This window comes from Blastococcus litoris (assembly GCF_003075095.1).
GTDB lineage: Bacteria > Actinomycetota > Actinomycetes > Mycobacteriales > Geodermatophilaceae > Blastococcus_B > Blastococcus_B litoris.
The window spans coordinates 71,624-97,592 of record NZ_QCZF01000006.1 but is presented as its reverse complement, the minus strand read 5'-3'; the positions used below and the strand labels follow the sequence as shown (position 1 = coordinate 97,592).

The window sequence follows — 25,969 nt, the reverse complement described above, 5'->3', positions numbered from 1 at the left end:
AGGAGGCCGCCGGCGGCACGACGGAGATCGCCAGCAACATCACCGGCGTCTCGACGGCGGCCGAGTCCACCACCCAGGCCCTCACCCAGACCCGCACGGCGGTCGACGAGCTCTCCCGCATGGCCGCCGACCTGCGCACCACCGTCGGCAGCTTCACCTACTGACGCCCCGTCACCCGGCGCCCGGCGGGTGCCGATAACAGGCAGGACGGCCGGGCCGCCGGCGGATTCACCTTGACTCCGCCGGCGGCCCGCCGATGAACCGACGGACGGGCTCCCAGCCGGTCCGCGACGTGAGAGAGAAGGCAGCAACGGTGGACGGTCTGGACGACATCGTCGAAGAGTTCCTGGTGGAGAGCCACGAGAACCTCGACCAGCTGGACTCGGACCTGGTGGCGCTGGAGCAGGACCCGAACTCCCGCGAGCGGCTGTCCAGCATCTTCCGGACGATCCACACGATCAAGGGCACCAGCGGCTTCCTCGCCTTCAACCGGCTGGAGGAGGTCACCCACGTCGGGGAGAACATGCTGTCCCGGCTGCGCGACGGCGAGCTCGAGCTGACCCCCGCCCGCACCAGCGTGCTGCTGCAGATGGTCGACACCGTCCGCTCGCTGCTGACCTCCATCGAGGCCAGCGGAGGCGAGGGCTCGGTCGAGGTCGCCGGCGTCGTCGCCGCGATCACGGCGGCCATGGACGACGCCCCGGCCGCCGCCGCGCCGGCGATCCCCACGCCCCGGGCCGCCGCCAAGGCCCCGGCCAAGGCCCCCGCCAAGAAGGCTCCGGCCAAGGCCGCTGCAGCCAAGACCCCGGCCAAGGCCGCCGCCAAGACCCCGGCCAAGGCCGCCGCCAGCAAGACGACCGCGCGCAAGGCCCCGGCCGCCCGCGTGGCCACCCCGGCGGCGCCCGCCGCCGGACCGCAGGACGACGCCCCGGTCGCCGTCCTGGCCGATGAGCTGCCCGAGGGAGCGAACGCCGCCATGCCCCAGCCCACCGTCGAGGAGCCGGCGGCGCCGGCACCCGCCGCCGAGCAGACCGAGGGCGAGGCCCCGGCCGCCGCCGGCGGCGAGCAGAACCGTCGTGGCGTGGCCGACAGCACCATCCGCGTGGACGTCGACCTGCTCGACGAGCTGATGCTGCTCGTGGGGGAGCTGGTGCTCACCCGCAACCAGATCGTGCAGAACGTCGCGCGGCAGACCGACACCGACCTGATCCGCGCCTCCCAGCGGCTCAACCTGATCGCCAGCGAGCTGCAGGAGGGCGTCATGAAGACGCGCATGCAGCCGATCGACCACATCTGGTCCAAGCTGCCGCGCGTCGTCCGCGACCTCGGTCTCCAGTTGAAGAAGAACATCCGCCTGGAGATGGAGGGCCGGGAGACCGAGCTCGACAAGACCCTGCTCGAGGCGGTCAAGGACCCGTTGACCCACCTCGTCCGCAACTCGGTGGACCACGGGATCGAGGCCGCCGACGTCCGCAAGGCGGCCGGCAAGCCGGCCGAGGGCGTCCTGACCCTGCGGGCCCGCCACGAGAGCGGCCAGGTCGTGGTCGAGGTGGCCGACGACGGCGCGGGCATCGACCCGGTCAAGCTCGGCAAGAAGGCCGTCGAGCGCGGCCTCATCACCGTCGCCCAGCTCGACAAGATGAGCCCCGCCGACATCCTGCAGCTGATCTTCCTGCCCGGCTTCTCCACCGCCGCGGCGGTCACCAACGTCTCCGGCCGCGGTGTCGGCATGGACGTCGTCAAGACCAACATCGAGGCCATCGGCGGCACCATCGAGGTCGAGTCGGACGCCGGCGTCGGCACCGTCTGCCGGCTGCGCATCCCGCTGACGCTGGCGATCGTCCCGGCGCTGACCGTCGAGTGCGCCTCCGACCGCTACGCGATCCCGCAGATCAGCCTGCAGGAGCTCGTCTCCCTGGACGCCGAGAAGGCCGCCAATGCCGTCGAGGAGGTCGGCGGCGCGCAGGTCTACCGCCTGCGCGGCGAGCTGCTCCCGCTCGTCCGGCTCACCGACGTCCTCGGTCTCGCGTCGGAGCGGCACGACGGCCACGTGGTCATCGCCGTCCTGCGCTCCGAGGGCCGGCGCTTCGGGCTGGTCGTCGACCGCGTCATCAACACCGAGGAGATCGTCGTCAAGGCCGTCGGCGGCCAGCTCAAGGCGATCGGCCTCTACTCGGGCGCCACGGTGCTCGGCGACGGCACCGTCGCCCTGATCCTCGACGTCCAGGCACTCGCCCGCCGCGCCCTGCGCACCGAGTCCAGCGAGCGCGGCCAGGAGGCCGCCCGCGAGGCCGCCGCGTCGGCGTCGTCCACCGACACCGACCGGCAGCGGATGCTCCTGGCCGCCATCGGCGGGGGCCGCCGGGTGGCCATCCCGCTCGACACCGTCACCCGTCTCGAGCAGGTCCGCACGGAGTCGGTCGAGAAGGTCGGCAACCGCGAGGTCGTGCAGTACCGCGGCGCGATCCTGCCGATGGTCCGCCTCGACCGGCACCTGGGCGCCTACGGCGAGACCGAGCGCGAGGTCCTCGAGGTGATCGTCTACAGCGACCACGGGCGCAGCGTCGCCATCGTCGTGGAGGAGATCCTCGACATCGTCGACGGCGAGGCCGCGGTGCGCAGCGACATCGACGACCTGGGCCTGCTCGGCTCCGCCGTCCTCGGCGACAAGGTGACCGAGCTGCTCGACGTCCGGGCCGCGATCCTCGCCGCGGACCCGCAGTTCTACTCGCACCCCTCGTCGGCCCCGGCCGGCGTTCCCGACTCCCTGCTGGAGGTCTGACCGTGACCGCCCCCACCACCGCCCCCGCGACCAGCGGGCAGCTGGCCACCTTCCGGCTGGACGGCGACCTCTACGGCATCGAGGTCGAGCACGTGCAGGAGGTGCTGCGCAGCCAGCAGCTCACCCGCGTGCCGCTGGCCCCGACCGCCGTCGCCGGGCTGATCAACCTGCGCGGGCAGGTGGTGACCGCGATCGAGCTGCGCGAGCGGCTCGGCCGGCCACCGCGCCCCGAGGGCACCGACCCGGTGGTCATCGTCGTCCGGCTGCACGGCGAGGCCGTCAGCATGCTGGTCGACTCCATCGCCGATGTCGTGGACGTCGACGCCAGCGACTTCGAGGCTCCGCCGGACACGCTGGAGGGCCAGGGCCGCGACCTCATCCGCGGCGCCTACAAGCTGCGCGGGCAGCTCCTGCTCGCCCTCGACGTGCAGAAGGCAGTCAGCGCCTGACGCTTACCGAGCGTCACCGCGCCTACACGTAGACGCATCGAACACGCGACCATCACCTCCTCGCTCTCCCGCGAAGGGGTGATGGTCGCGTGGCATTTCACGGCCCGAGCCGCCAGCATGGTCTGACCCACCTCTGGAGGCGACCGTGCCCTACTCCCTGGTCAGCGCAGCGACGCTGGGCTTCGACCTGGTCCGGCTCCCCGCCGGCCACGCGGTCGCCGGCGTGCTGCTGACCGGCCTCGGGGCCGACGAGAGCGCCCTGGCCCGGCTGGCCGAGTCCAACCCCGGTCGCGGCCTGACCCGCGAGGAGCGGGGAGTGCGCGCGGTCCGCGGCCGACGTGCCCGCGAGATGGCCGCCTCCGTCCCGCACGTGCGCAACGCGGCAGCCGCGGGCGACCGCGCCGCCGTCCTCGTCACCCAGCTCGAGCAGGGCACCATCGGCGACGCCCCCACGCTGGAACGGCTGCTGCGTGACGACGTCCTCGGCCCGGAGCACCCGGCGGCGGCCGCGCTGCGCGCCGAGGACCGCCACGAGGCGGTCGACGTCCTCGCCGACGCCGCGCTGGGGTACTGGGCCGCCGGCGTCCTCCCCCCGCTGGTGCGGCGCGAGCTCACCGGTCCCTACGACCGGGCCGTCGAGCGCGGCCTGGTCGCCGTCCCCGCCGTGGGTGCCGACCTCGGCCCCGCCTCCGATGAGCTGGCGGAGCTGCTCGCCGGGATCCGCGACCTCGACGGGGCCGGTCGCGCCGCCTGGCGCACCGCCGTCGACGAGGGACGCCCCGAGCACCGCCCGTGGGCGTCGGCCATGCACGAGGCCTCCTGGGCCGCCCACGTGTCCGGCCGCACCCGGACGCTGGCGACCGCCCAGCTGCACGCCGTCCAGGCCTTCCTCGACGGCGGTTTCGACCTGCACGACGGCGCCGCGGGCGTCTGGAACGCCGTGGCCGGCTGCGTCCAGGGCCTGGCGATGAGCGACCTGCTGGACGAGGGGTCCCAGGCGGTCCTCCAGGCGCCCGTGCGGCGCCTCTCCGCCGGCTGAGCGGGTCCCTCCCCCTCGCCTGCGGTTCCCCCGCGGTCACCGGACCGGCGCCACGCCGCCGGGTGACCTGACCGACCGTCGTCGGTCACCGGTCCCGTGCGCCCCCGCCCCTGCGCGCGGCGCGGAGCGGCCGGTCCCGTGACCAGCGGGTTCGTCCGCCCACCGGTGACCGGCCCGCCATTGTCGACACATGCACAAATGCCCGATTCGACCATTTCGAGACGGTCGTCGAGGAATTGCGTAACGAGTTCGGCGCTTCTCTTCTCTTTTGATTGCGCACAGCCGAAGCTCTTTTCTGTCGGCACGCCGGCCCCCTCGAGCAGCCCGTGGAAACGATCACGGCCGGCCCGCTCAAGGGCTGCTCGCTGGTGCCGATACAGAAATGAACAGCCTGCCGGGCTGAGCCCGACAGGGAAGCTGGAGGACACGCGTGAACCCGATCCGGGTGATGGTGGTCGACGACTCGGTCGTCGTCCGCAAGATCGTCACCGACGTCCTCTCGGCCGACCCCGACATCGAGGTCGTCGGCACCGCCGTCAACGGCAGGATCGCCGTGGGCAAGCTCGAGCAGCTGAAGCCCGATCTCGTGACGATGGACATCGAGATGCCGGAGATGAACGGCATCGAGGCGGTCCGCGCCATCCGGGCGGCGCGCAGCCGCGTGCCCATCATCATGTTCAGCACGCTCACCGAGCGCGGCGCCTCCGCCACCATGGACGCCCTCTCCGCCGGCGCCAGCGACTACGTCACGAAGCCCGCCAACGTCGGCAGCGTGGGTCAGTCGATGGAGAGCGTGCGCGAGCAGCTGATCCCCAAGATCAAGGCGCTCACCGGCCGTCCCGTCTCGATGGGGCCTGTGCGCACGGCTGCCGCACCCCCGCCCCCTCCCCCGGCCCGGCCGCGCAGCGGCCCCGGCAAGAAGCCCGCCGTCCTGGTCATCGGCTCGTCGACCGGCGGTCCCGAGGCCCTCGCCAAGGTCCTCCCCCAGCTCCCGGCGTCCCTGCCGGTGCCCGTGCTGCTGGTGCAGCACATGCCCCCGGTCTTCACCCGTCAGTTCGCCCAGCGTCTGGACCGGCTCTGCCCGCTGCGGGTGGTCGAGGCGTCCGACGGCACTCCCCTGGTCCCCGGGACGGTGCACCTGGCGCCCGGTGACCACCACCTGGTCGTCCGCGGTGGTGCGCGCGGCCTGCACACGGGCCTCAACCAGGGCCCGCCCGAGAACTTCTGCCGCCCCGCCGTCGACCCGCTGTTCCGCTCCGCGGTGACCGCGTTCGACGGTGCCGTCCTGGCCGTCGTCCTGACCGGCATGGGCTCGGACGGCCGCAACGGCGCCGGGGAGATCCGCGCCGCCGGGGGCACCGTCCTCGTGCAGGACCAGCACACCTCGGTGGTCTGGGGGATGCCCGGCGCGATCAGCCAGGCGGGCTACGCCGACGAGGTGCTGTCCCTGGACCGCATCCCCGAGGCCATCTCCCGCCACCTCTCCGGCGTGGCCGGCAACCGGACCGCCGCGATCGCTGGGAGCACCCGATGACCCTCACCACGACCAGCTTCGACTGGGTGCGGCAGCTCGTGCACAAGGAGAGCGCGATCGTCCTCCAGCCGGGCAAGGAGTACCTGGTCGAGGCGCGTCTGCTGCCCATCGCCCGGGAGAAGGGCCTGCCCGACGTCTCCCAGTTCGTGGAGACGGTTCGAAGCCGTCCCGACCCCGACAGCACCCGCCGGATCGTCGAGGCGCTGACGACGAACGAGACGTCGTGGTTCCGTGACGGTGACCCGTTCACGGCGCTCACCTCGACCGTGATGCCGGCGCTGCTGGCCGCCCGCGGCCCGAACGAGCGCCTGCAGATCTGGTCGGCCGCGTGCTCCAGCGGTCAGGAGCCGTACACGATCGCGATGCTGCTCGAGGACGCCATCCCGAACGCCGCCACCCGCGTCTCCATCACCGCGACCGACCTGTCGCGCGAGATGGTCACCCGCACCCGGGCCGGCCGGTTCAGCCAGCTCGAGGTCAACCGCGGTCTGCCCGCTCCGATGCTGGTCCGGCACTTCGTCCGGGCGGGCAACGAGTGGGAGGTCGCCCCGCAGCTGAAGCGGATGGTGACCGCCTCGGAGTGCAACCTGGCAGCGCCGCTGCCGCGGATGGGCCCGTTCGACGTGGTCTACCTGCGCAACGTGCTCATCTACTTCGACCTGCCCACGAAGCAGGCGATCCTCCGCCGCGTGCGCGACCTCATGCGCCCCGACGGATGGCTGTTCCTCGGTGCGGCAGAGACGACGCTCGGGGTGGACGACTCCTGGGAGCGGGTCGTCGTCGGCCGCAGCTCCGCCTACCGCCCGCTGAAGGGAAGCTGAACGTGCGTGCTCTGGTGATCGACGATTCGAAGGTCATGCGCCGGATCGTCGCCGGGATCCTCGAGGATCTCGGCTACGAGGTGCAGCAGGCCGGCCACGGCCGCGAGGGACTCGACGTGCTCGAGGGCGGCTACGTCCCCGACCTGGTCTGCGTCGACTGGAACATGCCGGTGATGGACGGGCTCCAGTTCGTCTCCGCCGTCCGGTCCAACCCGTCCTGGCGGCAGGTGACGATCATGATGGTCACCTCCGAGAGCGAGCACGGCCAGATCGTGAAGGCGCTGGCGGCCGGCGCCCACGAGTACGTCATCAAGCCGTTCACCGCCGACGCGATCCGCGACAAGCTCGCGCTGCTCGGCCTGCTCCCCCAGGAGGCTGTCCTGTGAGCACCTACTCCGGGCCGGGCGCGGACACCGGCGAACGCCGCCGGGCCGCCGACGCGCCGCTGCTCATCACCGACCTCGTCGACGAGGACACCGTCCAGAGCATCGCGCAGGAGGCGTGGTCGGCCCTCGTCGGCGACGACGAGTTCCTCGTCCCCCTGCCGGGCGGGCTCCCCGACGACGCCGTCAGCTCCTGGGTCGAGGTCGTGGGGCCGTGGACCGGCGCCGTCGTCCTCACCTGCGGGCGCGCCACGGCCGAGGAGCTCTCCCGCTGCCTGCTCGCCGAGCACGCCCCGCCGGTCCTCGACGAGGAGGACGTCGCCGACGGCATGGGCGAGCTCGCCAACGTCGTGGGCGGCAACGTCAAGGCCGTCCTCCCCGGACCCTCGGTGCTCGGCCTGCCCGAGGTCGGCTCGGCACCCGAGGCCGGCGCCGACGTGCTCCGCGTCGACCTCCTCTGGCGCGGCCAGGCACTGACCATCACCGTCCAGGGCGCCGCCGGCGCCCTGCCCGACCAGCAGAAGAACGACCAGAAGAACGAGGTGCCCCTGTGAAGATCCTTGTCGCCGACGACAGCCGCGTCATGCGGCAGATCGTCATCCGCACCCTGCGGCAGGCCGGTTACGACGACCACGACATCGTCGAGGCCGAGGACGGCGCGGACGCGCTGGCCAAGGTCGGCTCCGAGAAGCCGGACCTGGTGCTGTCGGACTGGAACATGCCGAACATGAGCGGCATCGAGTGCCTGGAGGCCATGCGCGCCTCCGGCTCGGCCGTGCCGTTCGGGTTCGTGACCTCGGAGGGCTCGCCCGAGATGCGGGAGAAGGCGGCCAACGCCGGCGCGCTCTTCCTCATCGCCAAGCCCTTCACCGAGGACACGTTCAAGGAGCACCTGGACGGGGTGATCGCGTGACCGCCGTGGGCACCGTCCCCCTCCCGGAGGCCAAGGAGGTCCGCGACATGCTGTCGGGCCTCGTCGGCAAGCCGGTCAGCGTGCTGCCGGGTGCGCCGGTCACCCCGACCCCCGACAAGCCGGTCTCCGTCGCCATCTACGTCGACCCGCAGAAGGCCGTCACCGCCCTGTGCGTCATGGACCTCGCCGCCTCCGCCTACACCGGCTCGGCGCTGGCCCTGCTCCCACCCGGGGGCGCCCAGGACGCCGTCGAGGAGGACGGCGAGCTGAGCGGCATGCAGGTCGAGGCGCTGTACGAGGTGGTGAACGTGCTGTCGGCCCTGTTCAACAAGGAGGGCGCGCGGCACTCGAAGCTGGACGCCCTCGTGGCTCCCGGTGACGACATCCCCGGGGACGTCGCGGGCATGCTGGCGGCGTTCAACCGGATCGACCTCGCCATCGAGGTGCCGACCTACGGGAAGGGTGCGCTCTCCCTCGTCATCCCGTGACCCCGTGACACCGCCCGCGACCTCCGCCACCGACCCGGTGCCGGAGGTCGCGGCGCGTTCAGGCCGTCACGTTCGAGCCATCGCGGGCTGGCGGTCCACCGTCGCGGGCAGGCACGCCCACACGTGCTTGCACCCGTCGTCGACGTACCAGCCGTGGGCGACGGACAGGCGGGCCACCAGGTGCAGTCCCATCCCACCCTTGGCGGGATCGCGGTCCAGGGCCGGTGAGGGCAGGGTCTCCGGCGCGCGGTCGCTGACGTCGAGCAGCCATCCGCCGCTTCCGGCCACGACCGTCGCGACGACCGGTGCCTCGCCGTGCCGCAGCGCGTTGGACGCGAGCTCGTCGAAGGCCAGCACGAGCCGCTCGCCCGCCGTGTCCTCGTCGGGCGGCGGGAAGCCGACCACTCCGAGCCGGCTGCGCAGGCCCGCACGGGCAGCCGACAGCTCGGACAGGCCGCCCAGGTCCCACCGCCAGACCTCGCCGCGCCCGTCCGGTAGCGGCCTCAGCGGCCACGCCAGTCGACCCATCACCGTCTCCCCCGGTTTCGGAGTGTGCAGGACCGGGGTGCCCAGCGGGGGGCGGGGTCAACCGCACCCGGGTGTGGTTCGTGCCTCGTCCGGGTCCGGATCTCCCAGCCGGACGGCCACCAGCGCGACGTCGTCCTGGGGGATACCGCGCAGCATCCGGCGCAGGACGCCGTCGCACAGGTCCTCCAGGTGGCTGCCCGCGAGGTCGGCGAGGTGACCGGCCAGGGCCGCCGTGCCCACGTCGATCGTGCTGTCGCGCCGCTCCACCAGCCCGTCGCTGTGCAGGAGCACGGTCGACCCCGGCGGCACCGGGACGACCGACTCCTGCCGGACCGCCGCGGGGTCGACGCCGAGCATCAGGTCGCCGATCACCTCGCCCAGCACGGTGACGCCGCCGTCGGCGGCCAGCAGCAGGGGCGGGGGGTGACCGGCGTTGGCCCAGCGGAGCTGCCACCCGCCCGCGCCGTCGCACTCGAACCGGGCGACGGCGGCGGTGGCCAGGGTCTCGTCGTGCATGCCTGCGATCGCCTCGTCGAGCCCGCGCAGCACCTCCGCGGGACCGGCGCCGCTGTAGTGGGCGATGCCGCGGAGCAGGCCGCGGACCTGGCCCATCGCGGCCGCCGCCGCCGTGTCGTGGCCCACGACGTCGCCGATCACGACCACGAGCGAGCCGTCGCGCTGGAGGAAGGCGTCGTACCAGTCCCCGCCCACCCGGGCTGCCTCGGCCGCGGGCACGTAGCGGACCACCACCGCCGCGCGGTCGAGTACCGGCGGGTCGGTGAGCAGGCTGCGCTGCAGCGCCTCCGCGAGCTGGGCCTGCTGGCTCTGCCGGTGCACACGGGTGACCGCACGGGCCGCCTCGGCCGCGACCTGCCTGGCGGTCTCGATGTCCTCGTCGGCCGTCACCCGCCCGGCGTCGAGGTACAGGGTCAGCACGCCGACGGTGCGCGCCTCGGCGGTGAGGGGGAGCACGACCGCCGTCGCCGGGGCGAGCTCGACGAGCAGCTCGCGGGCCGGGCCGTCGGGCATCAGGTGCAGCACGGCGTCGACGGACTCGGTGACCGGGGTACCGGCCACCAGGGCCTGCGCGACGGGGGAGGTGCCCGGCAGCGTATCGAGCCGGAGCTGGGCGTACCTGTCCATCAGCGGCCGGCGCACCGGGTCCCCGTGCCACGAACCGACGTCGCGGGCCCGGCCCTCGCGGTCGACCAGCGTGACGATGCAACCGTCGGCGAGGACCGGGACGACGAGTTCCGCGAGGCGGCCCAGTGCCGACAGCACGTCCAGCTGCCCCGCCAGCTCCGCGCTCACCTGGGCCAGCAGCGCGGTGCGGGCGGTCGCCCGGCGGGCGGCCTCCTCGGCGTCGCGCCGGTCGGTGACGTCGAGGACGTACACGGCCAGGCCGTCCGAGCCCGGCCACACCCGGACCTCGAACCAGCCGTCGGGGGCGCCCGGGAAGGATGCCTCGAAGGTCAGCGGGTGACCCGAGCCGGCTGCCGTGCGGAAGCTGCTCTCGAACGCGCCGCCGGTGAGGCCGGGGAAGACCTCCCACAGCGATCGACCCAGCACCTCGGCGCGGGACACGCCCATGAGCCGCTCTGCCTCGGCGTTGACGTACCGGAAGCGCCCACCGGCGTCCAGCGAGCAGAAGGCCGCCGGCATGCTGTCGAGGAACCGGACGAGGTCGGCGTCGGTGCCGGGCAGCTGCCGGGCCTCGTGCTCGTCCACCGCGGTGCCCACGTCCCTCGATCGGGTCCCAGGACCCACTGCTGGAGCGTCCCTACCGGACCAGGCGGTGGAGGACGACGCGATTGTGTCCACCCGGTGTGCTCCTGCCAAGGAGGCCGGGAGCGGCAGGGGACGGATCGTGACCGACCCGCAGGGGTGAGCTTCGGGTCACTGCGCGGCCCGGGGTTTACAGCGTAGGGACCGGGATGAGGCAGAGTGACCCGCATGACCCGGGACCAGGCGGCGCCGCCGCCCGGCGACCTGCTGCTGCAGGCCGTCGAGGGCATGGAGCGCCCGTTGTTCGTCCTGGACGACGACTGGCGGTTCCGCTACATCAACCCGGTCGGCGCGAGGGTGCTCGGCCGGACGGTGGAGGGCCTGGTCGGCCGGCACGTGTGGACGGAGTTCCCCGAGGCGGTCGGCGGCCCGTTCGAGGAGCTGTACTCCCGGGTGCGCCGGACCGGCGTGAGCGACGGCGTCGAGGACTGGTTCGGCCCGCTCGGCACGTGGTTCCGCGCGGACGCCTTCCTCACCGACGCGGGGCTGGTCGTCACCTACGACGACGTCACGGAGCGGCGCCGCGCCGACGACGAGCGGGCCGCCGCCATCAGCGAGCGGGAGGCGTCGGCGGCGGAGGCCGCGCGCGCCGCCATGGAGGCCGAGGTCGCCGGCCGCCACCTCATGCTCCTCGGCGACATCAACCTGGCCATGACGTCGACCACGGACATGGACGAGGCGGTCCAGCGGTTCGCCGACCTCGTCGTCCCGCTGCTGGCCGACTGGTGCCTGGTCAGCGTGATCGACCCCGACGGCACCCGGCGCGACGTCGGCCGCGCGCACCGGGACCCTGCGCTGGTCGGCGCCATGAACCGCTACGCCGACCTGCGCGTGGCCACGAACAACGCCTCGGCCCCGGTGCCGCGCATGATGCGCGACCCGCGGCCGGTCGTCGTCCCCGAGCTGACCCCCGAGATCGTCGAGTCGATGGTCGCCGACGGCGAGGCGCGGGAGGCTCTCCTCCCGTTGCGGCCGGCGGCCGCCGCCGGCTTCCCGCTCCTCGCTCGGGGGGAGCTGATCGGCGGTTTCACGCTCATCAACGGCCCGGAGCGCGGGCCGCACACGGAGCTGGAGCTGCGCACGGCCGAGATCGCCTCGCGCCGGGCGGCCCTCGCCCTGGACAACGCCCGTCTCGCCCTGGCGAACCAGCAGGTGGCCGAGCGCCTCCAGCTCAGCCTCCTCTCGCCACCGGTGCAGCCGGACTCGCTCGAGCTGTCGGTGCGGTACCGCCCCGCCACCCAGGGCGTGTCCATCGGCGGCGACTGGTACGACGCGTTCCTGCAGCCCGACGGCGACACCGTCGTGGTGATCGGCGACGTGATGGGGCACGACATCGAGGCCGCCGCGGCGATGGGCCAGGTCAAGACGCTGGTGCGGGGCATCGCGTTCGACCGGCTCGAGGAGCCGGCCGGCGTCCTGCGCCGGGTGGACCACGCCCTGGTCGGGCTGGCGGTGCCCGCGATGGCCACCGCGCTGGTCTGCCGGATCGAGCAGACCCCGGCCGATGCGGTGATCGGCATGCGCCGGCTGCGCTGGTCGACCGCCGGGCACCCCGACCCGATGCTGCTGCACGCCGACGGCACGGTGGAGGACCTGGTGGCGCCGGTCGGGCCGCCGGTGGGCATCGGCTGGCTGGGCCCCCGCTCCGACGGCACCGTCGCGATGCCCGAGGACAGCACGCTCGTGCTGTTCACCGACGGCCTGTTCGAGCGGCGCGGCGTCCTCCTCGACGAGGGCCGCGAACGGGTGCGCGAGGTCCTCGGCCGGTCGACCGGCCTCACGCTGGACGAGCTGTGCGACCGGCTGCTCGCCGAGATGCTCGGTGCGGACGTCGAGGACGACGTCGCCGTGCTGGCAGTCCGGGCCCACCCGGTGCACGCCGCGCGCCCGGCCGAGGCAGGTCCGGAGATCCTGCCGCCGGCGGTCCCCCACCCGGCCTGATCAGCCGCCCGCGACCTCGATGGCGAAGGCCGTGAGGAAGCCCAGTGTCGTGATCACACCCGTCCACGACCGGGTGTTCTCGAACGCCTCGGGGATCATCGTGTCGGCGATCATCGTCAGGATGGCGCCGGCGGCCACGGCGGTGATGACCGCGATGGTCTCCGGCCGCGCGCCGCCCAGCGCCAGGTAGCCGACCAGCGCGGCGGCCCCGCTGGCGAGCGCGATGCCGCCCCACACGCCGAAGACGTAGCCGGCCGACCGGCCGCTGCGCTTCATCCCGGCCGCGCTGGACAGCCCCTCGGGCACGTTGGAGATGAAGACGGCGGCCAGGACGGGGAGGCTCACCGCGCCCCCGCCCAGCAGGCCCAGACCCAGCACGACCGACTCCGGGATGCCGTCGAGCAGCGCGCCGACGGCGATGGCCGCTCCGCTGCCGGACTGCTCCTGCTCCGACGGCTGCTGACCCTGGGAGCGCTTGCGGTGCCGCGCGCCGTGACGGGCCAGCGCGAAGTTGGCGGCCACGTAGGCGAGCGCGCCGCCGACGAAGCCCACCGCGGTGGGCAGCAGTCCACCGGTGTCGGCGGCCTCCTCCATGAGGTCGAACGCGACGGCCGAGATCAGGACGCCGGACCCGAACGCCATGACCGCCGCGACCACCCCCTGCGGCACGCGCACGAACCACGCGACGATCGCCCCGAGCACGAGGGCCGCCCCGCCGAGCAGACCGAACAGCCCCGCTTCCACCGCTCCTGGCACGGGCCGACAGGTGCCCGCTGCAACCGTTCCCGAACCGCGGGTCAGTCCGGGTGGCGGAGGAGGTACCGGCCGAAGTGGGGGACGGTGAAGGCGATCTGCCCGCGCTCGGCGGAGTAGACGAGGCCCTTCTTGATCAGCGAGTCGCGGGCGGGGGAGAGGGACGCCGGTTTGCGGCCGAGCGACACCGCCACCTCCGACGTCGCCACGGCGGCCCCGCCCGGACCTCCCAGCTCGGCCATCGCGTGCATGTACTCGCGCTCGGCCGGCGTCGCCCGGTCGTAGCGCGAGCCGAAGAAGCCGACTGCGAGCTCGGCCTCGGCGACGGGTGCGGCCATGGCGACGTCGGCGGCGGTGATGGGGGAGGAGGCGGCGACGTCCCAGGTGACCTTGCCGTAGGCCTGCACGAAGTAGGGGTAGCCGTCGGCGGCCTCGTAGAGCGCGTCGAGCGCCCCCTGCTCGAACTCCACCTCCTCGCGCTCGGCGGGCGCGATGAGCGCGCGGTCGGCGGCCTCCCGCTCCAGCCGGTCGATGCGCAGGTAGCGGAAGAGGCGCTCGGAGTAGCTCTTGGACGCCGAGAGGACGGCGGGGAGGTGCGGCAGCCCGGCGCCGACGACGATCAGCGGCGCCCCCTGCTGGCTGAGCTCGTGGCAGGCGGCGCAGATCGCCGAGACGTCGTCGGGCTGCACGTCCTGCATCTCGTCGATGAACAGCGCGATCCCGCTGCCGATGTCGGCCGCGACCCCCGCCGCGTCGCTGAGCAGCTCGACGAGGTCGATCTCCATGTCACCGGAGTCGGCGCGCCCGGTGGCGGCGGGTGCGTCGATGCCGGGGGACCAGCGGTCCCGGACCTTCGCGTCGGCAGGCTGCACCCGCTGGGCGAACGCCTTCAGGACGCCGAGCACCTCCGCGATCGACTCCGGGTCGGGGTGACGTGGGCCGAGCTCCCGCAGCGCCATGTGCAGGGCCGAGGACACCGGGCGGCGCAGCGACTGGTCGGGCCGCGCCTCGATCTTGCCGGTGCCCCAGCCGCGGGAGATCGCCGCCGACCGCAGCTGGTTGAGCAGCACGGTCTTGCCCACGCCGCGCAGCCCGGTGAGCACCAGCGAGCGCTCGGGGCGGCCGTGCGCGATCCGCTCCAGGACGACGTCGAAGGCCGAGAGCTCGGTGTCGCGCCCGGCCAGCTCGGGCGGTCGCTGGCCGGCGCCGGGCGCGTACGGGTTCCGCACGGGATCCATGTCGAGCACCGTATGGCGTTCTCTAGCCGGAGCCGTAGAGATCGGTAGAACCGCCTAGCGCGTGTCGCGTGGGGTCAGAGGTGCGCGTGCGGCCGGCCGTCGAGCCAGGCGAGGACCTCGGCGGCCTGCCGGTCGAGCGTCGCCTGGAACGGCCCCAGGAACGGCGCCTCCGTCACGTCGAGGCGGTGCCGCTCCCCCTCGGCCAGCCGCAGCGAGACCGCCCAGCCGCGGCCGCGCACCCGGTCCACCTCCACGCCCTCGATCTCCGCGCGGGTGAACGTGCGGGTCGACCAGACGTTGCGCACCGTCAGCCGGCCGTCCGCCGTCCCGATCGCACTGGACAGGAACAACCGGCCGATCACGGCGACGGCGAGCACCGCGACGACCAGGCCCAGCGCTCGGAACTGCCCGTCGACCCGCTCGTCCACGAGGAACAGGGCCACCCAGACGACCAGCAGCACCGGCCCGAGCACCCGCGCCCAGGCCGGCGGCCGGATGACCAGCGGGTCGGGCAGCCCCGTCATGACGGGATCATCCGTCACGCGAACGGCTCGGGACGACCGTCCCGCCAGGTGCGCAGTTCCCGGGCGGTCCGGTCGAGGGCCGTCGGGAACGGCCACAGCGTCGCGTCGAGCCGGAGGCGGAGGTCCTCGTGGGTGCGGACGAAGAGGGCGAACAGCTGGGAGGAGGGGCCGGCGTCGTCGATCTCGATCGAGCCGACGTGGTCGCGTGGGACGGTCAGCGTGCCCGTGAGGTTCCGGACGACCAGCCGGCCGTCGGCGGTCGCCACCGCGCTCACCCGCGCCGACCAGAGCAGGACGAGGGTGGCGGCTGCGAGGAGTGCGCAGAGGAAGAGGAGGAGCTCGTCCGGGGGGTCGCCCAGCACGAGCGTGCCGACGCAGCCCGCCACGACCGCTGCCGCCAGGGCGCGGGCCCACCCGGCCGTGCGGATCACCATGGGGCATCGGTCGTGGTCACGGGACGCATGCTGCCGGTGTCGACCGGCGTCTGCCAATCTCTAGCGCGGACGCTAGACGGCCGAAGACGCCGCCAGATCCCCCACTGCGCGGCGGCGCACCGCTAGCGTCGCCGCCGTGATCAAGTTCCTGCTCAAGGTCGTCATCCTCGGGGCGGTCTTCTACGGGCTGACCTACTTCGACGTGCTGCCCGGGCTGGACGTCGTCCCGAACCCGGACGGGCCGCTGGGGGAGTACGGCACCTACCTGTGGATCGGCCTGGTCTTCGGCGTGGTCAACGCGATCGTGGGGCCGGTGCTGCGGCTGCTCTCGCTGCCGTTCGTCGTCCTCACCCTGGGCCTGTTCCTGCTGCTCATCAACGCGGCGCTGCTGGCGATCACCGCCGGGATCACCGACCGGCTGACCGTCGACGGCTTCGGGACGGCGCTCATCGGCGGCCTCATCCTCGCCGTCGCCGGGTGGGTGGCCGACCAGCTCCTCGACCGCTGACGCGGCGCCCGGGCACGGGTCGGTAACGCCGGACGCGTCGCCATGAGAAGTGGTGCGGATCGCAGTAGCGTGGCCTGACATGGCCAGCACCACCGTCGTACCGGAGACCCCGGTGCGCGGACAGGACGGCGCCGCCCCGGCCGGGTCTCTCACCGAGCTCGCCGCGCTCGAGGCCGCCCGCGACGAGAAGCGTCAACTGCTCGAGCGCGCCGCCGCGGCGGCGCGCGAGGCGAAGCGCGATCTGCCCTCCGGCTGCGCGCCCGACGACCTCCCGGCGCTGCTCCAGCGCTACTACTGGAGCGAGCCCGCGGCCGAGGTGCTGGGGCACGAGCCGGGCGAGCTCGCCGACCTCGCCCTGGGCCACCTGCGCCTCGCCGAGGTCCGCCCGCCCGGCTCCGCGACGGTCGACGCCCAGCGCCTCCCCGACGGCAGGGCGGTCGTCCGGCTGGTCACCGACGACATGCCGTTCCTGGTCGACTCCGTCACCGCCGAGGTCGTCCGGCAGGGCTTCGCGCTGGCCCACATCGTGCACCCGGTCGTCGTCGTCCGGCGCGACCTGCGCGGGGCGATCAAGGCCTTCTGCGACAGCGACCTGGCGGTCGGCTGCGGCTCCGACGCGCTCACCGAGTCGTGGATGGCCGTCGTGCTCGACGGGCCGCTGGACGGCGAGGCGAGCGCCGACCTGGTCGCCGGGCTGCGCACGGTCCTCGACGACGTGCGTGCGGTGGACGAGGACGCCGAACGCCTGCGGGTGCGCGTGCTGGAGCTGGCCGACCGGCTCGACGAGCTCGTCCGACCCGAGGCCGACGCCGACCCGGCCGACGACCCCGCGGAGGCGGCCGCGCTGCTGCGCTGGCTGGCCGACGGCAATTTCGTCTTCCTCGGCGCCCGCGACCTGGAGCAGGGGACGGGGCGGGGCAAGCCGTCCGCCGCCGTCGTGCCGGGCAGCGGCCTGGGCGTGCTGCGCAGCGACACCGACGCCAGCGAGCCGGCCGCGCGGATGCCCGCGGCGGTGCGGACCCCGGACCAGCACCTGGTCACGGTGACCAAGGCCGACACCCGGTCGCCGGTGTACCGGCGGGCCTGGCTGGACCTGATCGCGGTGAACCTGCCCACCGACCGCGACGGCCGGGCGCGGCAGTTCCGCTTCGTGGGCCTGTTCCCGTCCACCGCGTACACGAGCAGCGTCGTCGACGTCCCGCTCGTGCGCCGCCGGGTCGCCGACGTGGTGGCTCGCTCCGGGGTCCCGTCCGACAGCCACACCGGCAAGGAGCTGCTGGAGGTCCTCGAGACCTACCCGCGCGACGAGCTGCTGCAGGTCGGGTCCGACGAGCTCCTGCCGGTCGCGATGGCGGTCCTGCACCTGCAGGAGCGCCGGCAGACCCGGCTGTTCCTCCGCCAGGACCAGACCGGGCGGTTCTGGTCGGCCCTCGTGTACCTGCCGCGCGACCGCTACACGACCGAGGTGCGGCTGGCGATGCAGCAGGTGCTGCTCGAGCGGCTCGGCGGCACCAGCATCGAGTACACCGCCCGTTCCACCGAATCGGTGCTGGCACGGCTGCACTTCGTCGTCCGGGTACCCCAGGGCCGGCGCGGGGCGACCAAGCCGGTGTCGGTCGACGTCGAGGCGCTGCAGGCCGAGCTGGCCGCGGCCGCGCGGAGCTGGACCGACGAGCTGTCCGACGCCCTGCACGCGCGGTACGGCGCAGAGGCGGAGAAGATGCTCGCCCGGGTCGCCGACGCCTTCCCGGCCTCGTACCAGCAGGACTTCTCGGCCCAGCAGGCGGTCGAGGACCTCGACCGGCTCGAGGGGCTGACCGAGGGCCGCCTGGCCATGCGGCTCTGGACGCCGCGCGGTGCCGCGGCGGGGGAGCGGCGCCTGACGATCTACCGGGTGGGGCAGCGCCTGCTCCTCTCGGAGGTGCTGCCGGTCCTGCAGAACATGGGCGTCGACGTCGTCGACGAGCGGCCCTACGAGATCGACCGGATCGGGGCGCCGCCCACCTGGATCTACGACTTCGGCGTCGCGGTGCCGCCGGCCGAGCTGCCGCTGCTGCGCTCGCTCCCCGAGCGGTTCACCGAGGCCGTGGGCGCCGTCTGGCGCGGCGAGGCCGAGGACGACGGGCTCGGTTCCCTGGTGCTGCTCGCCGGGCTCAACTGGCGGCAGGTCACCGTCGTCCGGGCGTACGTGCAGTGGCTGCGCCAGGCGGGCCTGCCGTTCGGGCAGACCTACGTCGAGCAGACGCTGGCCGCGCACCCCGACGTCGTCGCCCGCCTGGTGCTGCTGTTCGAGACCCGCTTCTCCCCGGGACGGGTGAACGGGCGGGCGAAGCGGCAGGAGGAGCTGGTCGAGGCGCTGCGCGGCTCGATCGGCGAGGTCGAGTCGCTCGACGCCGACCGCGTGCTGAGCTCGCTGCTCGCCGCGGTCACCGCCACCCAGCGGACGACGTACTACGCGGGCGGGCCGCTCGCGCTGAAGCTGGACCCGAAGGCCGTCCCCGACCTGCCCGAGCCCCGGCCGGCCCGCGAGGTGTGGGTCAGCTCGCCGCGCGTCATGGGCATCCACCTGCGCTTCGGCGCCGTCGCCCGCGGTGGCCTCCGCTGGTCCGACCGTCGCGAGGACCTGCGCACCGAGGTGCTCGGCCTGGTCAAGGCGCAGATGGTCAAGAACACGGTCATCGTGCCCACCGGGGCCAAGGGCGGGTTCGTCGTCAAGCAGCCGCTCCCCGACGGTGCCCCGCGCGACGCCGTCGTCGCCCAGGGGCAGGAGTGCTACCGGGAGTTCATCGGAGCGCTGCTCTCGCTCACCGACAACCTCGTCGAGGGCAAGGTCGTCCCGCCGGAGAAGGTCGTCCGCCACGACGGCGACGACACCTACCTCGTCGTCGCCGCCGACAAGGGGACGGCGACCTTCTCCGACCTGGCCAACTCGGTCGCGGTCGAGCGCGGGTTCTGGCTGGGCGACGCGTTCGCCTCGGGCGGCTCGGTCGGCTACGACCACAAGGCCATGGGCATCACGGCCCGCGGTGCCTGGGAGTCGGTCACCCGGCACTTCCGCGAACTGGGCATCGACGTCCAGCAGCAGGACTTCACGGTCGTCGGCGTCGGCGACATGTCCGGCGACGTCTTCGGCAACGGCATGCTGCTCTCGGAGCACATCCGGCTGGTCGCCGCCTTCGACCACCGGCACGTCTTCGTCGACCCGACTCCCGACGCCGCCGCGTCGTTCGCCGAGCGCGCGCGGCTCTTCGGCCTGCAGCGGTCCTCGTGGGCCGACTACAACCGCTCGCGGATCAGCGCCGGAGGGGGTGTCTGGCCCCGGACGGCGAAGGCCGTCCCGATCTCGGCGCCGATGCGGGCCGCGCTCGGCCTGGCCGACGGCGTGGAGTCGATGACGCCGGTCGAGCTGATCCGGGCGATCCTCCTGGCCCCGGTCGACCTCCTCTTCAACGGCGGCATCGGCACCTACGTGAAGGCGTCCACCGAGAGCGCGCTGGACGTGGGGGACAAGGCCAACGACGCCGTCCGCGTGGACGGCGAGCAGCTGCGCGTCCGGGTGGTGGGGGAGGGCGGCAACCTCGGCCTCACCCAGCGCGGCAGGGTCGAGTACGCGCTCACCGGCGGACGGGTGAACACCGACGCCATCGACAACTCCGCCGGGGTGGACACCTCCGACCACGAGGTCAACATCAAGATCGCCCTGAACCGGGTGGTCGACGACGGCGAGCTGGACGCCGCGGGACGCGCCGCGCTGCTGGGGGAGATGACCGACGAGGTCGCCACCGCCGTCCTGGCCGACAACCACGACCAGAACGCGACGCTGGCCGTCGAGGTGGCCTCCTCCCGGAGCCTGCTCGACGCCCACGAGCGCTTCCTCCGCTCCCTGGAGCGGTCGGGCCGGCTCGTGCGCAGCGTCGAGGCGCTGCCCGACGACCGGGGGCTCGCCGAGCGGCGCCGGGACGGGCAGGCGCTGACCTCACCCGAGCTCTCCGTGCTGCTGGCCTACGCGAAGCTGGAGGCCGGCGAGGTCGTGCTCGGCACCGACCTGCCCGACGACCCGGCGCTCGAGGACCTGCTGACCTGCTACTTCCCCACCCGGCTGCGCGAGCGGTTCCCGGCCGCGATCGCCGACCACCCGCTGCGGCGGGAGATCGTCGCGACGGCGCTGACCAACCGGGCGGTCAACATCGCCGGGGTCACCGGCCTGTTCCGGCTCTCGCAGGAGACCGGCGTGCCGCTGGACCGGGTGGTGCGGGCGCACGTGGTCGCCCGCGCCGTGTTCGGGGTCGACCGGATGTGGGACGCCGTCGGGGCGCTGGACAACGTGGTGCCCGCGACCACCCAGGTGGAGCTCCGCACGGAGGCGACCCGGCTGGCGGAGCGCACGGCGCGCTGGCTGCTGCGCCAGCCCGACCTCCTCGCCGAGCCGGCGCCCCCGGTGTCGGCCGTGCGGGACCGTTTCGCGGAGTCCGTGGCGGCGGTCCGCGACGGACTGCCGACCTGGCTGCTGGGGCTGGAGGCGGAGGAGTACGCCGCACGCGTGGGCCGGCTCCGCGAGGCCGGGGTGCCGCCGGAGCTGGCCGTCGAGGTCGCCGCGGCGCCGCTGCTCCCGGCCGCCCTCGACCTGGCCGTCGTCACCGAGCGGACGGGGGCGCCGGTCGCGCTGGCCGGGCAGGTCATGCAGTGCCTGTCCGAGCGGCTGGGCCTGGTGCCCCTGCGGGAGCTCGTCCTGGAGCTGCCGCGGGACCGGCGCTGGCCGTCGATGGCCCGGGCCTCGCTGCGCGACGACCTGGCCGCCGAGACGTCGTCGCTGACCGAGGACGTCCTCAGCGCCCGCGGCTCGGACGACGACGACCCGCAGCAGCTGGTCGGTACGTGGGTGGAGAACTGGGACGCCGCCCAGGCCCGCTCCGCCGCGCAGCTGGCCGACATCGCGGCCGGCGACCGGCACGAGCTCGCCGAGCTGCTGGTCGCCGTCCGGACCCTGCGCGGCCTCCGCAAGCGCCGCCAGGCCCGCCGCCTCCCCCGCCCCGCGGAGTCGTGAGCCCGCCGGTCACGCAACCGTCATGCGGGGCAGGGTTCCCCGGCGCCCTCCGGGGAACGCCCCAGGGGTCCTGCCGCCCAGCCGAGGGATGCCCGTGCCCCTTCGACCGCTCACCCGCACCGACGGATACCTGCCCATCGAGGACCACGGCCTGATCGGTGACGGCGTCACGTGCGCGCTGGTGGCGCGGGACGGCGCGATCCCCTGGCTGTGCCTGCCGACCTTCGACGGCGAGCCGTTCGTCGCCGGGCTGCTGGACGCCGAGCGCGGCGGCACCTTCGCGGTCACGCCGGCCGGTCTCCGCGAGGCCGCCCAGCGCTACCTGCCCGGCACCGGGGTCCTGGTCACCGAGCTGCGCACCGCCGACGGCGTCCTGGAGCTCACCGACTGCCTGCCGCTGCGCTCGGGTGCCGATCTGGCCGAGCCGGTGCCGGCCGGTCGCGGCGAGATCCTGCGCACCGCGCGCGTCGTGGAGGGCACGGTCGAGGTCGACGTGCGCCTCGCGCCGAAGGACGGCGTCCGCGTGCGGTCGGAGCTGGGCGCGTGGCGGATCCGGTGGCCCGCCCGGGACGAGCTGGACCTGCTGCTCTGGTGCTCGCACCCGCTCACCCTCCCCGGGGACGGCTCGATCGCCGGCCGGGTGCGGTTGTCGCAGGGGGAGCGGCTCACCGTGACGCTGCAGTGGTCGGGCCAGACCCACACCCGGATCCGCAGCGAGCCCCAGCGGCTGGTCGACCAGACGGTCGCGGCCTGGCGGGACTGGTCGGACCGGCTGACCTACGACGGGCCGCAGGCGGACCTGGTCCGGCGGTCGGCGATCACGCTCAAGCTGCTCGACCACGTGCCGACCGGAGCGGTCATGGCTGCCGCCACGTCGTCGCTGCCCGAGGGCATCGGCGGGGAGCGCAACTGGGACTACCGCTACACCTGGGTGCGCGACGCGGCGTTCACCGGCTACGCCCTCCGCCGGATCGGGATGGACGAGGAGGCGCACGCCTTCCTCGCCTGGACGCTGCGCAACGTCGAGCGGCGCGGCGGCGTCGACATCATGTACGCCCTGGACGGCGAACCGCCCCCGACCGAGTGGCTGGACGCCTCGCTGTCGGGCTACCGCGGGTCCTCGCCGGTCCGCTGGGGCAACGGCGCCGCCCGGCAGGTGCAGAACGACGTCTACGGCGAGCTCGTCGACGTCGCCTACCAGTGGGTTCGCGGCGGGGCGACGATCAGCGAGGCGCTGTGGGTCTCCCTGCAGAAGCTCACCGAGCAGGCGATCGCGCACTGGGGGACACCGGACAACGGGATCTGGGAGATCCGCGACGCCGGGCGGCCCTTCACCTACTCGGTGGCCATGTGCCACGTCGCCGTCGACCGGGCGCTGCGCATCGCGCGGCTCCAGGGCCTGCCGCACCCCCGCGAGCGGTGGCAGGCGGAGGCGGAGCGGATCCGGACGACGCTGCTCGACCAGGCGTGGGACCCCGCCCGGGGCACCTTCACCGAGCACCTCACCCCGCCGGGCACCGGCCACCACGGCGGGCTGGACGGTTCGCTGCTCAGCCTGCCGCTGCGCCGGCTGATCGCGGCGGACGACCCCCGGATGGTGGCGACCACCGAGGCGGTGCGGCGCCACCTGGACGCCGGTGACGGCCTGCTCTACCGCTACCTGCACACCGAGTCCCCCGACGGGCTGCAGGGAACGGAGGGGGCTTTCCTGCTCTGCAGCTTCTGGCTGGTGGACAACCTGGCCGGACAGGGGCGGCTCGACGAGGCGCACGCGCTCTACGACTCGCTGTGCGGGCGGGCGAACCAGGTGGGCCTGCTCGCGGAGGAGATCGACCCGTCGACCGGCGCCTTCCTGGGCAACTTCCCCCAGGCGTTCAGCCACGTGGGGGTCATCACGAGCGGGTGGAACCTGGCGCGAGCGGAGGAGCGGGCATGAGCCGGACGTTCGTCGTCCTCGGCGGCAGCGGTGACCTGACCGGGCGGCTGCTGCTCCCGGGGCTGGCCGAACTCGAAGCGGCGGGGGAGCTCGGCGACGATTTCGCCGTCCTGGTGGTCAGCCGGCCGGACTGGGACGACGACCGGTACCGGCGGTGGGCGCGGGACCGGCTGGCCGAGCACGCCGACCGGGTGCCGGAGGAGAGCCGCGAGCGCCTGCTGCGCCGGGTGCGGTACCTGCGCGGCGACGTGACCGACGCCGGGGACCTGGGGCGGGCGCTCGACCAGGCGAGCGGGACACCGGTGGTGTATCTCGCGCTGCCCAACACGGTGTTCCTCCCGACCCTGGAGGCGCTCACCGAGGTCGGCCTGCCCGAGGGGGCCGTGGTCGCCGTCGAGAAGCCGTTCGGACGGAACCTGGCCGACGCGCAGCGGCTCGACGCCGTCCTCCACCGCCTGCTGCCCGAGGAGCAGGTCTTCCGCACCGACCACTTCCTCGGCATGCAGACGGTGCTCAACATCCTCGGTCTGCGTTTCGCGAACCGGATGTTCGAACCGCTGTGGAACGGGTTGCACGTGGAACGGGTCGACATCGTCTTCGACGAGACCCTCGGGCTCGAGGGCCGCGCGGGCTACTACGACACCGCGGGTGCGCTCAAGGACATGCTGCAGAACCACCTGCTCCAGATGCTGGCCGTCGTCGCCATGGAGCCACCGGCGGCGGTCGACGCCCGCAGCCTGGCCGCGCGGAAGGCCGACGTGCTGCGGGCGGTGCGGCCGCCCGAGGACATGGCCCGCGACACCGTCCGGGGCCGGTACACCGCGGGATCGGTCGAGGGCCGGTCGCTGCCCGACTACACGGCGGAGGAGGGCGTCCAGCCTGACCGCGGCACCGAGACCTACGCCGAGTACGTGGTCACCGTCGACAACTGGCGCTGGTCGGGCGTGCCCTTCCGGCTGCGTTCGGGCAAGGCGCTGGGCGCCGACCGGCACGAGATCGTGCTGCGGTTCCGCCCCGTCCCGCACATGGCGTTCGGTGGCGGCGCCCCGGAGCCGGACGTGCTCCGGCTCCGGTTGGATCCCGACGGGATCTCGCTGGAGATCAACCTCAACGGAGCGGGTGACCCGTTCGACGTGGAACGCCGCTCCCTGGACATCGAGCTGCCTCCCGCCCGGCTGTCGGCCTACGGGCTCCTGCTGGCGGAGATGCTCGCCGGCAACGCCGCCCTGTCGATCAGCGACGTCGAGGCCGAGGAGTCCTGGCGGATCGTCGAGCCGATCCTCGCCGCCTGGAAGGCGGGCGAGGTGCCGCTCCAGGAGTACCAGGCCGGCTCCGACGGACCGCGCTCCCCGGCCGCCTGACCGCGTCTCGGCGCGTCTCGAGCCCTCTAGCGCGATGGCTAGAGAGGCCTAGATCAGGTCAGAGGACGGGGGGGCGGTCGCCGAAGCGGGTCGCCTGCTCGAAGGCGTGGCCCACCTCGAGCACCTGGCGGTCGGCCCGCGGCGCCCCGATGACCTGCAGCCCCACCGGCAGCCCGTCCCCGGTGAACCCACCCGGCACGGACAGCGCCGGGCAACCGGTCGCCGAGATGACCGTGCAGGAGCGCATCCACTCCAGGTAGTTGTCCTGGTCGACGCCGGCGATCTCCGTCGGGTACTCGATCTCGACCGGGAAGGGCAGCACCTGCGTCGTCGGCGCGAGCAGGACGTCGTACTGCCCGAAGAACGCCACCATCCGCTCGTACAGCCGGGTGTGCAGCTGCTCCGCGCGCGCCAGGTCGGAACCGCTCAGCCTGGCGCCCATCTCGGCGTTCCAGCGGATCGACTCCTTGAGCTTCTCGGGCGAGCGGCGCGCGATCTCGGAGAAGTTCGCGTCGAACAGCCACGCCCGCAGCGTCCCGAACACCTCGTCGGCACCGGAGAGGTCGGGGCAGGCCTCCTCCACGGTGGCGCCGAGCTGCTCGAACACCGCCGCGGATCCCGCCAGCACGCCGGTGATGGCCGGGTCGACGGTCACCTGGCCGCCGAGATCGGGCGCCCAGGCGATCCGGAGCCCGTCGAGCCGCTCGGGCAGCGGCGCCGCGAAGCCCTCCCCCGGCTCGTCCAGCGCTATCGGCACCCGCGCGTCGGGCCCGGCCAGCACCGACAGCTGGAGCGCCACGTCGGCCACCGTCCGCCCCATCGGCCCCTGGACCGACAGCTGCGACCACGCCATCGGCGCCGGCCACGTGGGCACCCGCCCCGGCGTCGGCCGCAGGCCGACGACGTTGCAGAAGCCCGCAGGGTTGCGCAGCGAGCCCCCCATGTCGCTGCCCTCGGCGAGCGGCACGAAGCCCGCGGCGAGCGCCGCCGCGGCCCCACCCGAGGAGCCGCCGGCCGACAAGCCGTGCCGGTACGGGTTGTGGGTGGCCCCGAACAGCGGGTTGAAGGTGTGCGAACCGGCCGCGAACTCGGGCACGTTGGTCTTGCCCACGCGGATCGCCCCGGCCGCGGCCAGCCGGGACACGACGAGCTCGTCCCGCAGCGGCACCGTGTCGGCGTGGAGCGGCGATCCCCAGGTCGTCCGCATGCCGCCGGTGGCATGGGTGTCCTTGTGCGCGACGGGCAGGCCGTGCAGCGGCCCGACCGGGTCACCGGCCGCCAGCGCGGCGTCGGCGGCGTCGGCCGCCGCCCGCGCGCCCTCGGCGTCGAGGGTGACGACGGCGTTCACCGACGGGTTCAGCCGCTCGATCCGGTCCAGGTGCGCGTCGAGCAGCTCCCGGGCGGAGATCTCCCGGTCCCGGAGCAGCGCGGCGAGCTCGGTGGCGGGCCGGAAGCACAGGTCGTCACTCACGCCAGGGAGCTTGTCACGCCCCCGCGCGCGTGGGGGC

The 25,969-nt window shown here is 73.9% G+C and carries 21 protein-coding genes and 1 pseudogene; 15 read left to right on the top strand and 7 right to left on the bottom strand.

All coding sequences use genetic code 11. From position 1 onward, the window contains the following. The 10 genes and pseudogenes from DCS98_RS24125 to DCS98_RS14035 form a co-directional block, all read left to right on the top strand. Nucleotides 1-164, top strand: a pseudogene (locus tag DCS98_RS24125) (methyl-accepting chemotaxis protein); the annotation flags it as partial. Between the two features lie 149 nt (nt 165-313). Next, nucleotides 314-2,782, top strand: coding sequence for a chemotaxis protein CheA (locus DCS98_RS14075; protein WP_116452013.1), 2,469 nt, complete (start codon nt 314-316; stop codon nt 2,780-2,782). A gap of 2 nt (nt 2,783-2,784) precedes the next feature. Next, a complete protein-coding gene (locus tag DCS98_RS14070) occupies nt 2,785-3,231 on the top strand; it encodes a chemotaxis protein CheW (RefSeq protein WP_241037988.1) in 447 nt (148 codons plus the stop codon). 145 nt (nt 3,232-3,376) lie between these two features. Then, complete coding sequence (locus DCS98_RS14065; RefSeq protein ID WP_116452012.1) at nt 3,377-4,270, top strand: hypothetical protein; 894 nt, start codon at nt 3,377-3,379, stop codon at nt 4,268-4,270. Between the two features lie 430 nt (nt 4,271-4,700). Continuing rightward, nucleotides 4,701-5,804 (top strand): protein-glutamate methylesterase/protein-glutamine glutaminase, encoded by a 1,104-nt coding sequence (locus DCS98_RS14060; protein WP_116452011.1) that lies wholly within the window; start codon nt 4,701-4,703, stop codon nt 5,802-5,804. Beyond that, nucleotides 5,801-6,625: a CheR family methyltransferase gene (locus DCS98_RS14055; RefSeq protein WP_116452010.1), complete on the top strand. Its 825-nt coding sequence runs from the start codon at nt 5,801-5,803 to the stop codon at nt 6,623-6,625. The genes DCS98_RS14060 and DCS98_RS14055 overlap by 4 nt, the downstream gene beginning before the upstream one ends. A gap of 14 nt (nt 6,626-6,639) precedes the next feature. Continuing rightward, the gene (locus tag DCS98_RS14050) at nt 6,640-7,011 is read left to right on the top strand and encodes a response regulator (RefSeq protein WP_241037985.1); all 372 of its coding nucleotides are present in this window, start codon (nt 6,640-6,642) and stop codon (nt 7,009-7,011) included. Continuing rightward, nucleotides 7,008-7,562: a chemotaxis protein CheX gene (locus tag DCS98_RS14045; RefSeq protein WP_116452008.1), complete on the top strand. Its 555-nt coding sequence runs from the start codon at nt 7,008-7,010 to the stop codon at nt 7,560-7,562. The genes DCS98_RS14050 and DCS98_RS14045 overlap by 4 nt, the downstream gene beginning before the upstream one ends. Further along, complete coding sequence (locus tag DCS98_RS14040; protein WP_116452007.1) at nt 7,559-7,921, top strand: response regulator; 363 nt, start codon at nt 7,559-7,561, stop codon at nt 7,919-7,921. The genes DCS98_RS14045 and DCS98_RS14040 overlap by 4 nt, the downstream gene beginning before the upstream one ends. After that, a complete protein-coding gene (locus DCS98_RS14035) occupies nt 7,918-8,409 on the top strand; it encodes a hypothetical protein (protein ID WP_164704571.1) in 492 nt (163 codons plus the stop codon). The genes DCS98_RS14040 and DCS98_RS14035 overlap by 4 nt, the downstream gene beginning before the upstream one ends. A 66-nt stretch (nt 8,410-8,475) precedes the next feature. Here the strand turns inward: DCS98_RS14035 and DCS98_RS14030 are convergent, their stop codons facing one another. Both DCS98_RS14030 and DCS98_RS14025 read right to left on the bottom strand, forming a co-directional pair. Then, a complete protein-coding gene (locus DCS98_RS14030) occupies nt 8,476-8,937 on the bottom strand; it encodes an ATP-binding protein (protein ID WP_116452006.1) in 462 nt (153 codons plus the stop codon). Between the two features lie 57 nt (nt 8,938-8,994). Then, on the bottom strand, nt 8,995-10,677 hold the full coding sequence (locus DCS98_RS14025; protein ID WP_116452005.1) for a SpoIIE family protein phosphatase: 1,683 nt from the start codon (nt 10,675-10,677) through the stop codon (nt 8,995-8,997). Nucleotides 10,678-10,890: 213 nt separating this feature from the next. Between DCS98_RS14025 and DCS98_RS14020 the strand changes: the two genes are divergently transcribed. Further along, nucleotides 10,891-12,663, top strand: coding sequence for a SpoIIE family protein phosphatase (locus DCS98_RS14020; protein ID WP_164704570.1), 1,773 nt, complete (start codon nt 10,891-10,893; stop codon nt 12,661-12,663). Here the strand turns inward: DCS98_RS14020 and DCS98_RS14015 are convergent, their stop codons facing one another. The 4 genes from DCS98_RS14015 to DCS98_RS14000 all read right to left on the bottom strand — a co-directional run bounded on the left by DCS98_RS14015 (nt 12,664) and on the right by DCS98_RS14000 (nt 15,612). Continuing rightward, entirely contained in the window at nt 12,664-13,407 is a 744-nt protein-coding gene (locus DCS98_RS14015; RefSeq protein ID WP_241037983.1) for a ZIP family metal transporter, read from the bottom strand. A 53-nt stretch (nt 13,408-13,460) separates the two neighbouring features. Continuing rightward, complete coding sequence (locus tag DCS98_RS14010; protein WP_116452250.1) at nt 13,461-14,654, bottom strand: ATP-binding protein; 1,194 nt, start codon at nt 14,652-14,654, stop codon at nt 13,461-13,463. Nucleotides 14,655-14,728: 74 nt separating this feature from the next. Continuing rightward, nucleotides 14,729-15,178, bottom strand: coding sequence for a hypothetical protein (locus DCS98_RS14005; RefSeq protein WP_116452002.1), 450 nt, complete (start codon nt 15,176-15,178; stop codon nt 14,729-14,731). 14 nt (nt 15,179-15,192) lie between these two features. Next, complete coding sequence (locus tag DCS98_RS14000; RefSeq protein ID WP_116452001.1) at nt 15,193-15,612, bottom strand: hypothetical protein; 420 nt, start codon at nt 15,610-15,612, stop codon at nt 15,193-15,195. 136 nt (nt 15,613-15,748) lie between these two features. Between DCS98_RS14000 and DCS98_RS13995 the strand changes: the two genes are divergently transcribed. The 4 genes from DCS98_RS13995 (at nt 15,749) to DCS98_RS13980 (ending at nt 24,461) form a co-directional block, all read left to right on the top strand. Continuing rightward, the gene (locus DCS98_RS13995; RefSeq protein WP_116452000.1) at nt 15,749-16,120 is read left to right on the top strand and encodes a phage holin family protein; all 372 of its coding nucleotides are present in this window, start codon (nt 15,749-15,751) and stop codon (nt 16,118-16,120) included. A 79-nt stretch (nt 16,121-16,199) separates the two neighbouring features. Beyond that, entirely contained in the window at nt 16,200-21,164 is a 4,965-nt protein-coding gene (locus DCS98_RS13990; RefSeq protein ID WP_116451999.1) for an NAD-glutamate dehydrogenase, read from the top strand. Between the two features lie 88 nt (nt 21,165-21,252). Further along, nucleotides 21,253-23,100 carry a glycoside hydrolase family 15 protein gene (locus DCS98_RS13985; RefSeq protein ID WP_116451998.1) on the top strand — a complete coding sequence of 616 codons (1,848 nt, stop codon included), beginning with the start codon at nt 21,253-21,255 and terminating at the stop codon, nt 23,098-23,100. After that, nucleotides 23,097-24,461: a glucose-6-phosphate dehydrogenase gene (locus tag DCS98_RS13980; RefSeq protein ID WP_116451997.1), complete on the top strand. Its 1,365-nt coding sequence runs from the start codon at nt 23,097-23,099 to the stop codon at nt 24,459-24,461. The genes DCS98_RS13985 and DCS98_RS13980 overlap by 4 nt, the downstream gene beginning before the upstream one ends. Before the next feature lie 58 nt (nt 24,462-24,519). On the opposite strand, the gene DCS98_RS13975 is transcribed toward DCS98_RS13980, so the two are convergent. Beyond that, nucleotides 24,520-25,932: an amidase gene (locus DCS98_RS13975; RefSeq protein ID WP_116451996.1), complete on the bottom strand. Its 1,413-nt coding sequence runs from the start codon at nt 25,930-25,932 to the stop codon at nt 24,520-24,522. Nucleotides 25,933-25,969 lie beyond the last annotated feature (37 nt).

What these genes read in the sequence shown, in the direction of transcription:
- DCS98_RS14055 (WP_116452010.1), top strand. Translation starts at nt 5,801, where the DNA reads ATGACCCTCACCACGACCAGCTTCGACTGGGTGCGGCAGCTCGTGCAC.
- DCS98_RS14030 (WP_116452006.1), bottom strand. Translation starts at nt 8,937, where the DNA reads ATGGGTCGACTGGCGTGGCCGCTGAGGCCGCTACCGGACGGGCGCGGC.
- DCS98_RS14020 (WP_164704570.1), top strand. Translation starts at nt 10,891, where the DNA reads ATGACCCGGGACCAGGCGGCGCCGCCGCCCGGCGACCTGCTGCTGCAG.
- DCS98_RS14010 (WP_116452250.1), bottom strand. Translation starts at nt 14,654, where the DNA reads ATGGATCCCGTGCGGAACCCGTACGCGCCCGGCGCCGGCCAGCGACCG.
- DCS98_RS14005 (WP_116452002.1), bottom strand. Translation starts at nt 15,178, where the DNA reads ATGACGGGGCTGCCCGACCCGCTGGTCATCCGGCCGCCGGCCTGGGCG.
- DCS98_RS14000 (WP_116452001.1), bottom strand. Translation starts at nt 15,612, where the DNA reads ATGGTGATCCGCACGGCCGGGTGGGCCCGCGCCCTGGCGGCAGCGGTC.
- DCS98_RS13990 (WP_116451999.1), top strand. Translation starts at nt 16,200, where the DNA reads ATGGCCAGCACCACCGTCGTACCGGAGACCCCGGTGCGCGGACAGGAC.
- DCS98_RS13985 (WP_116451998.1), top strand. Translation starts at nt 21,253, where the DNA reads ATGCCCGTGCCCCTTCGACCGCTCACCCGCACCGACGGATACCTGCCC.
- DCS98_RS13980 (WP_116451997.1), top strand. Translation starts at nt 23,097, where the DNA reads ATGAGCCGGACGTTCGTCGTCCTCGGCGGCAGCGGTGACCTGACCGGG.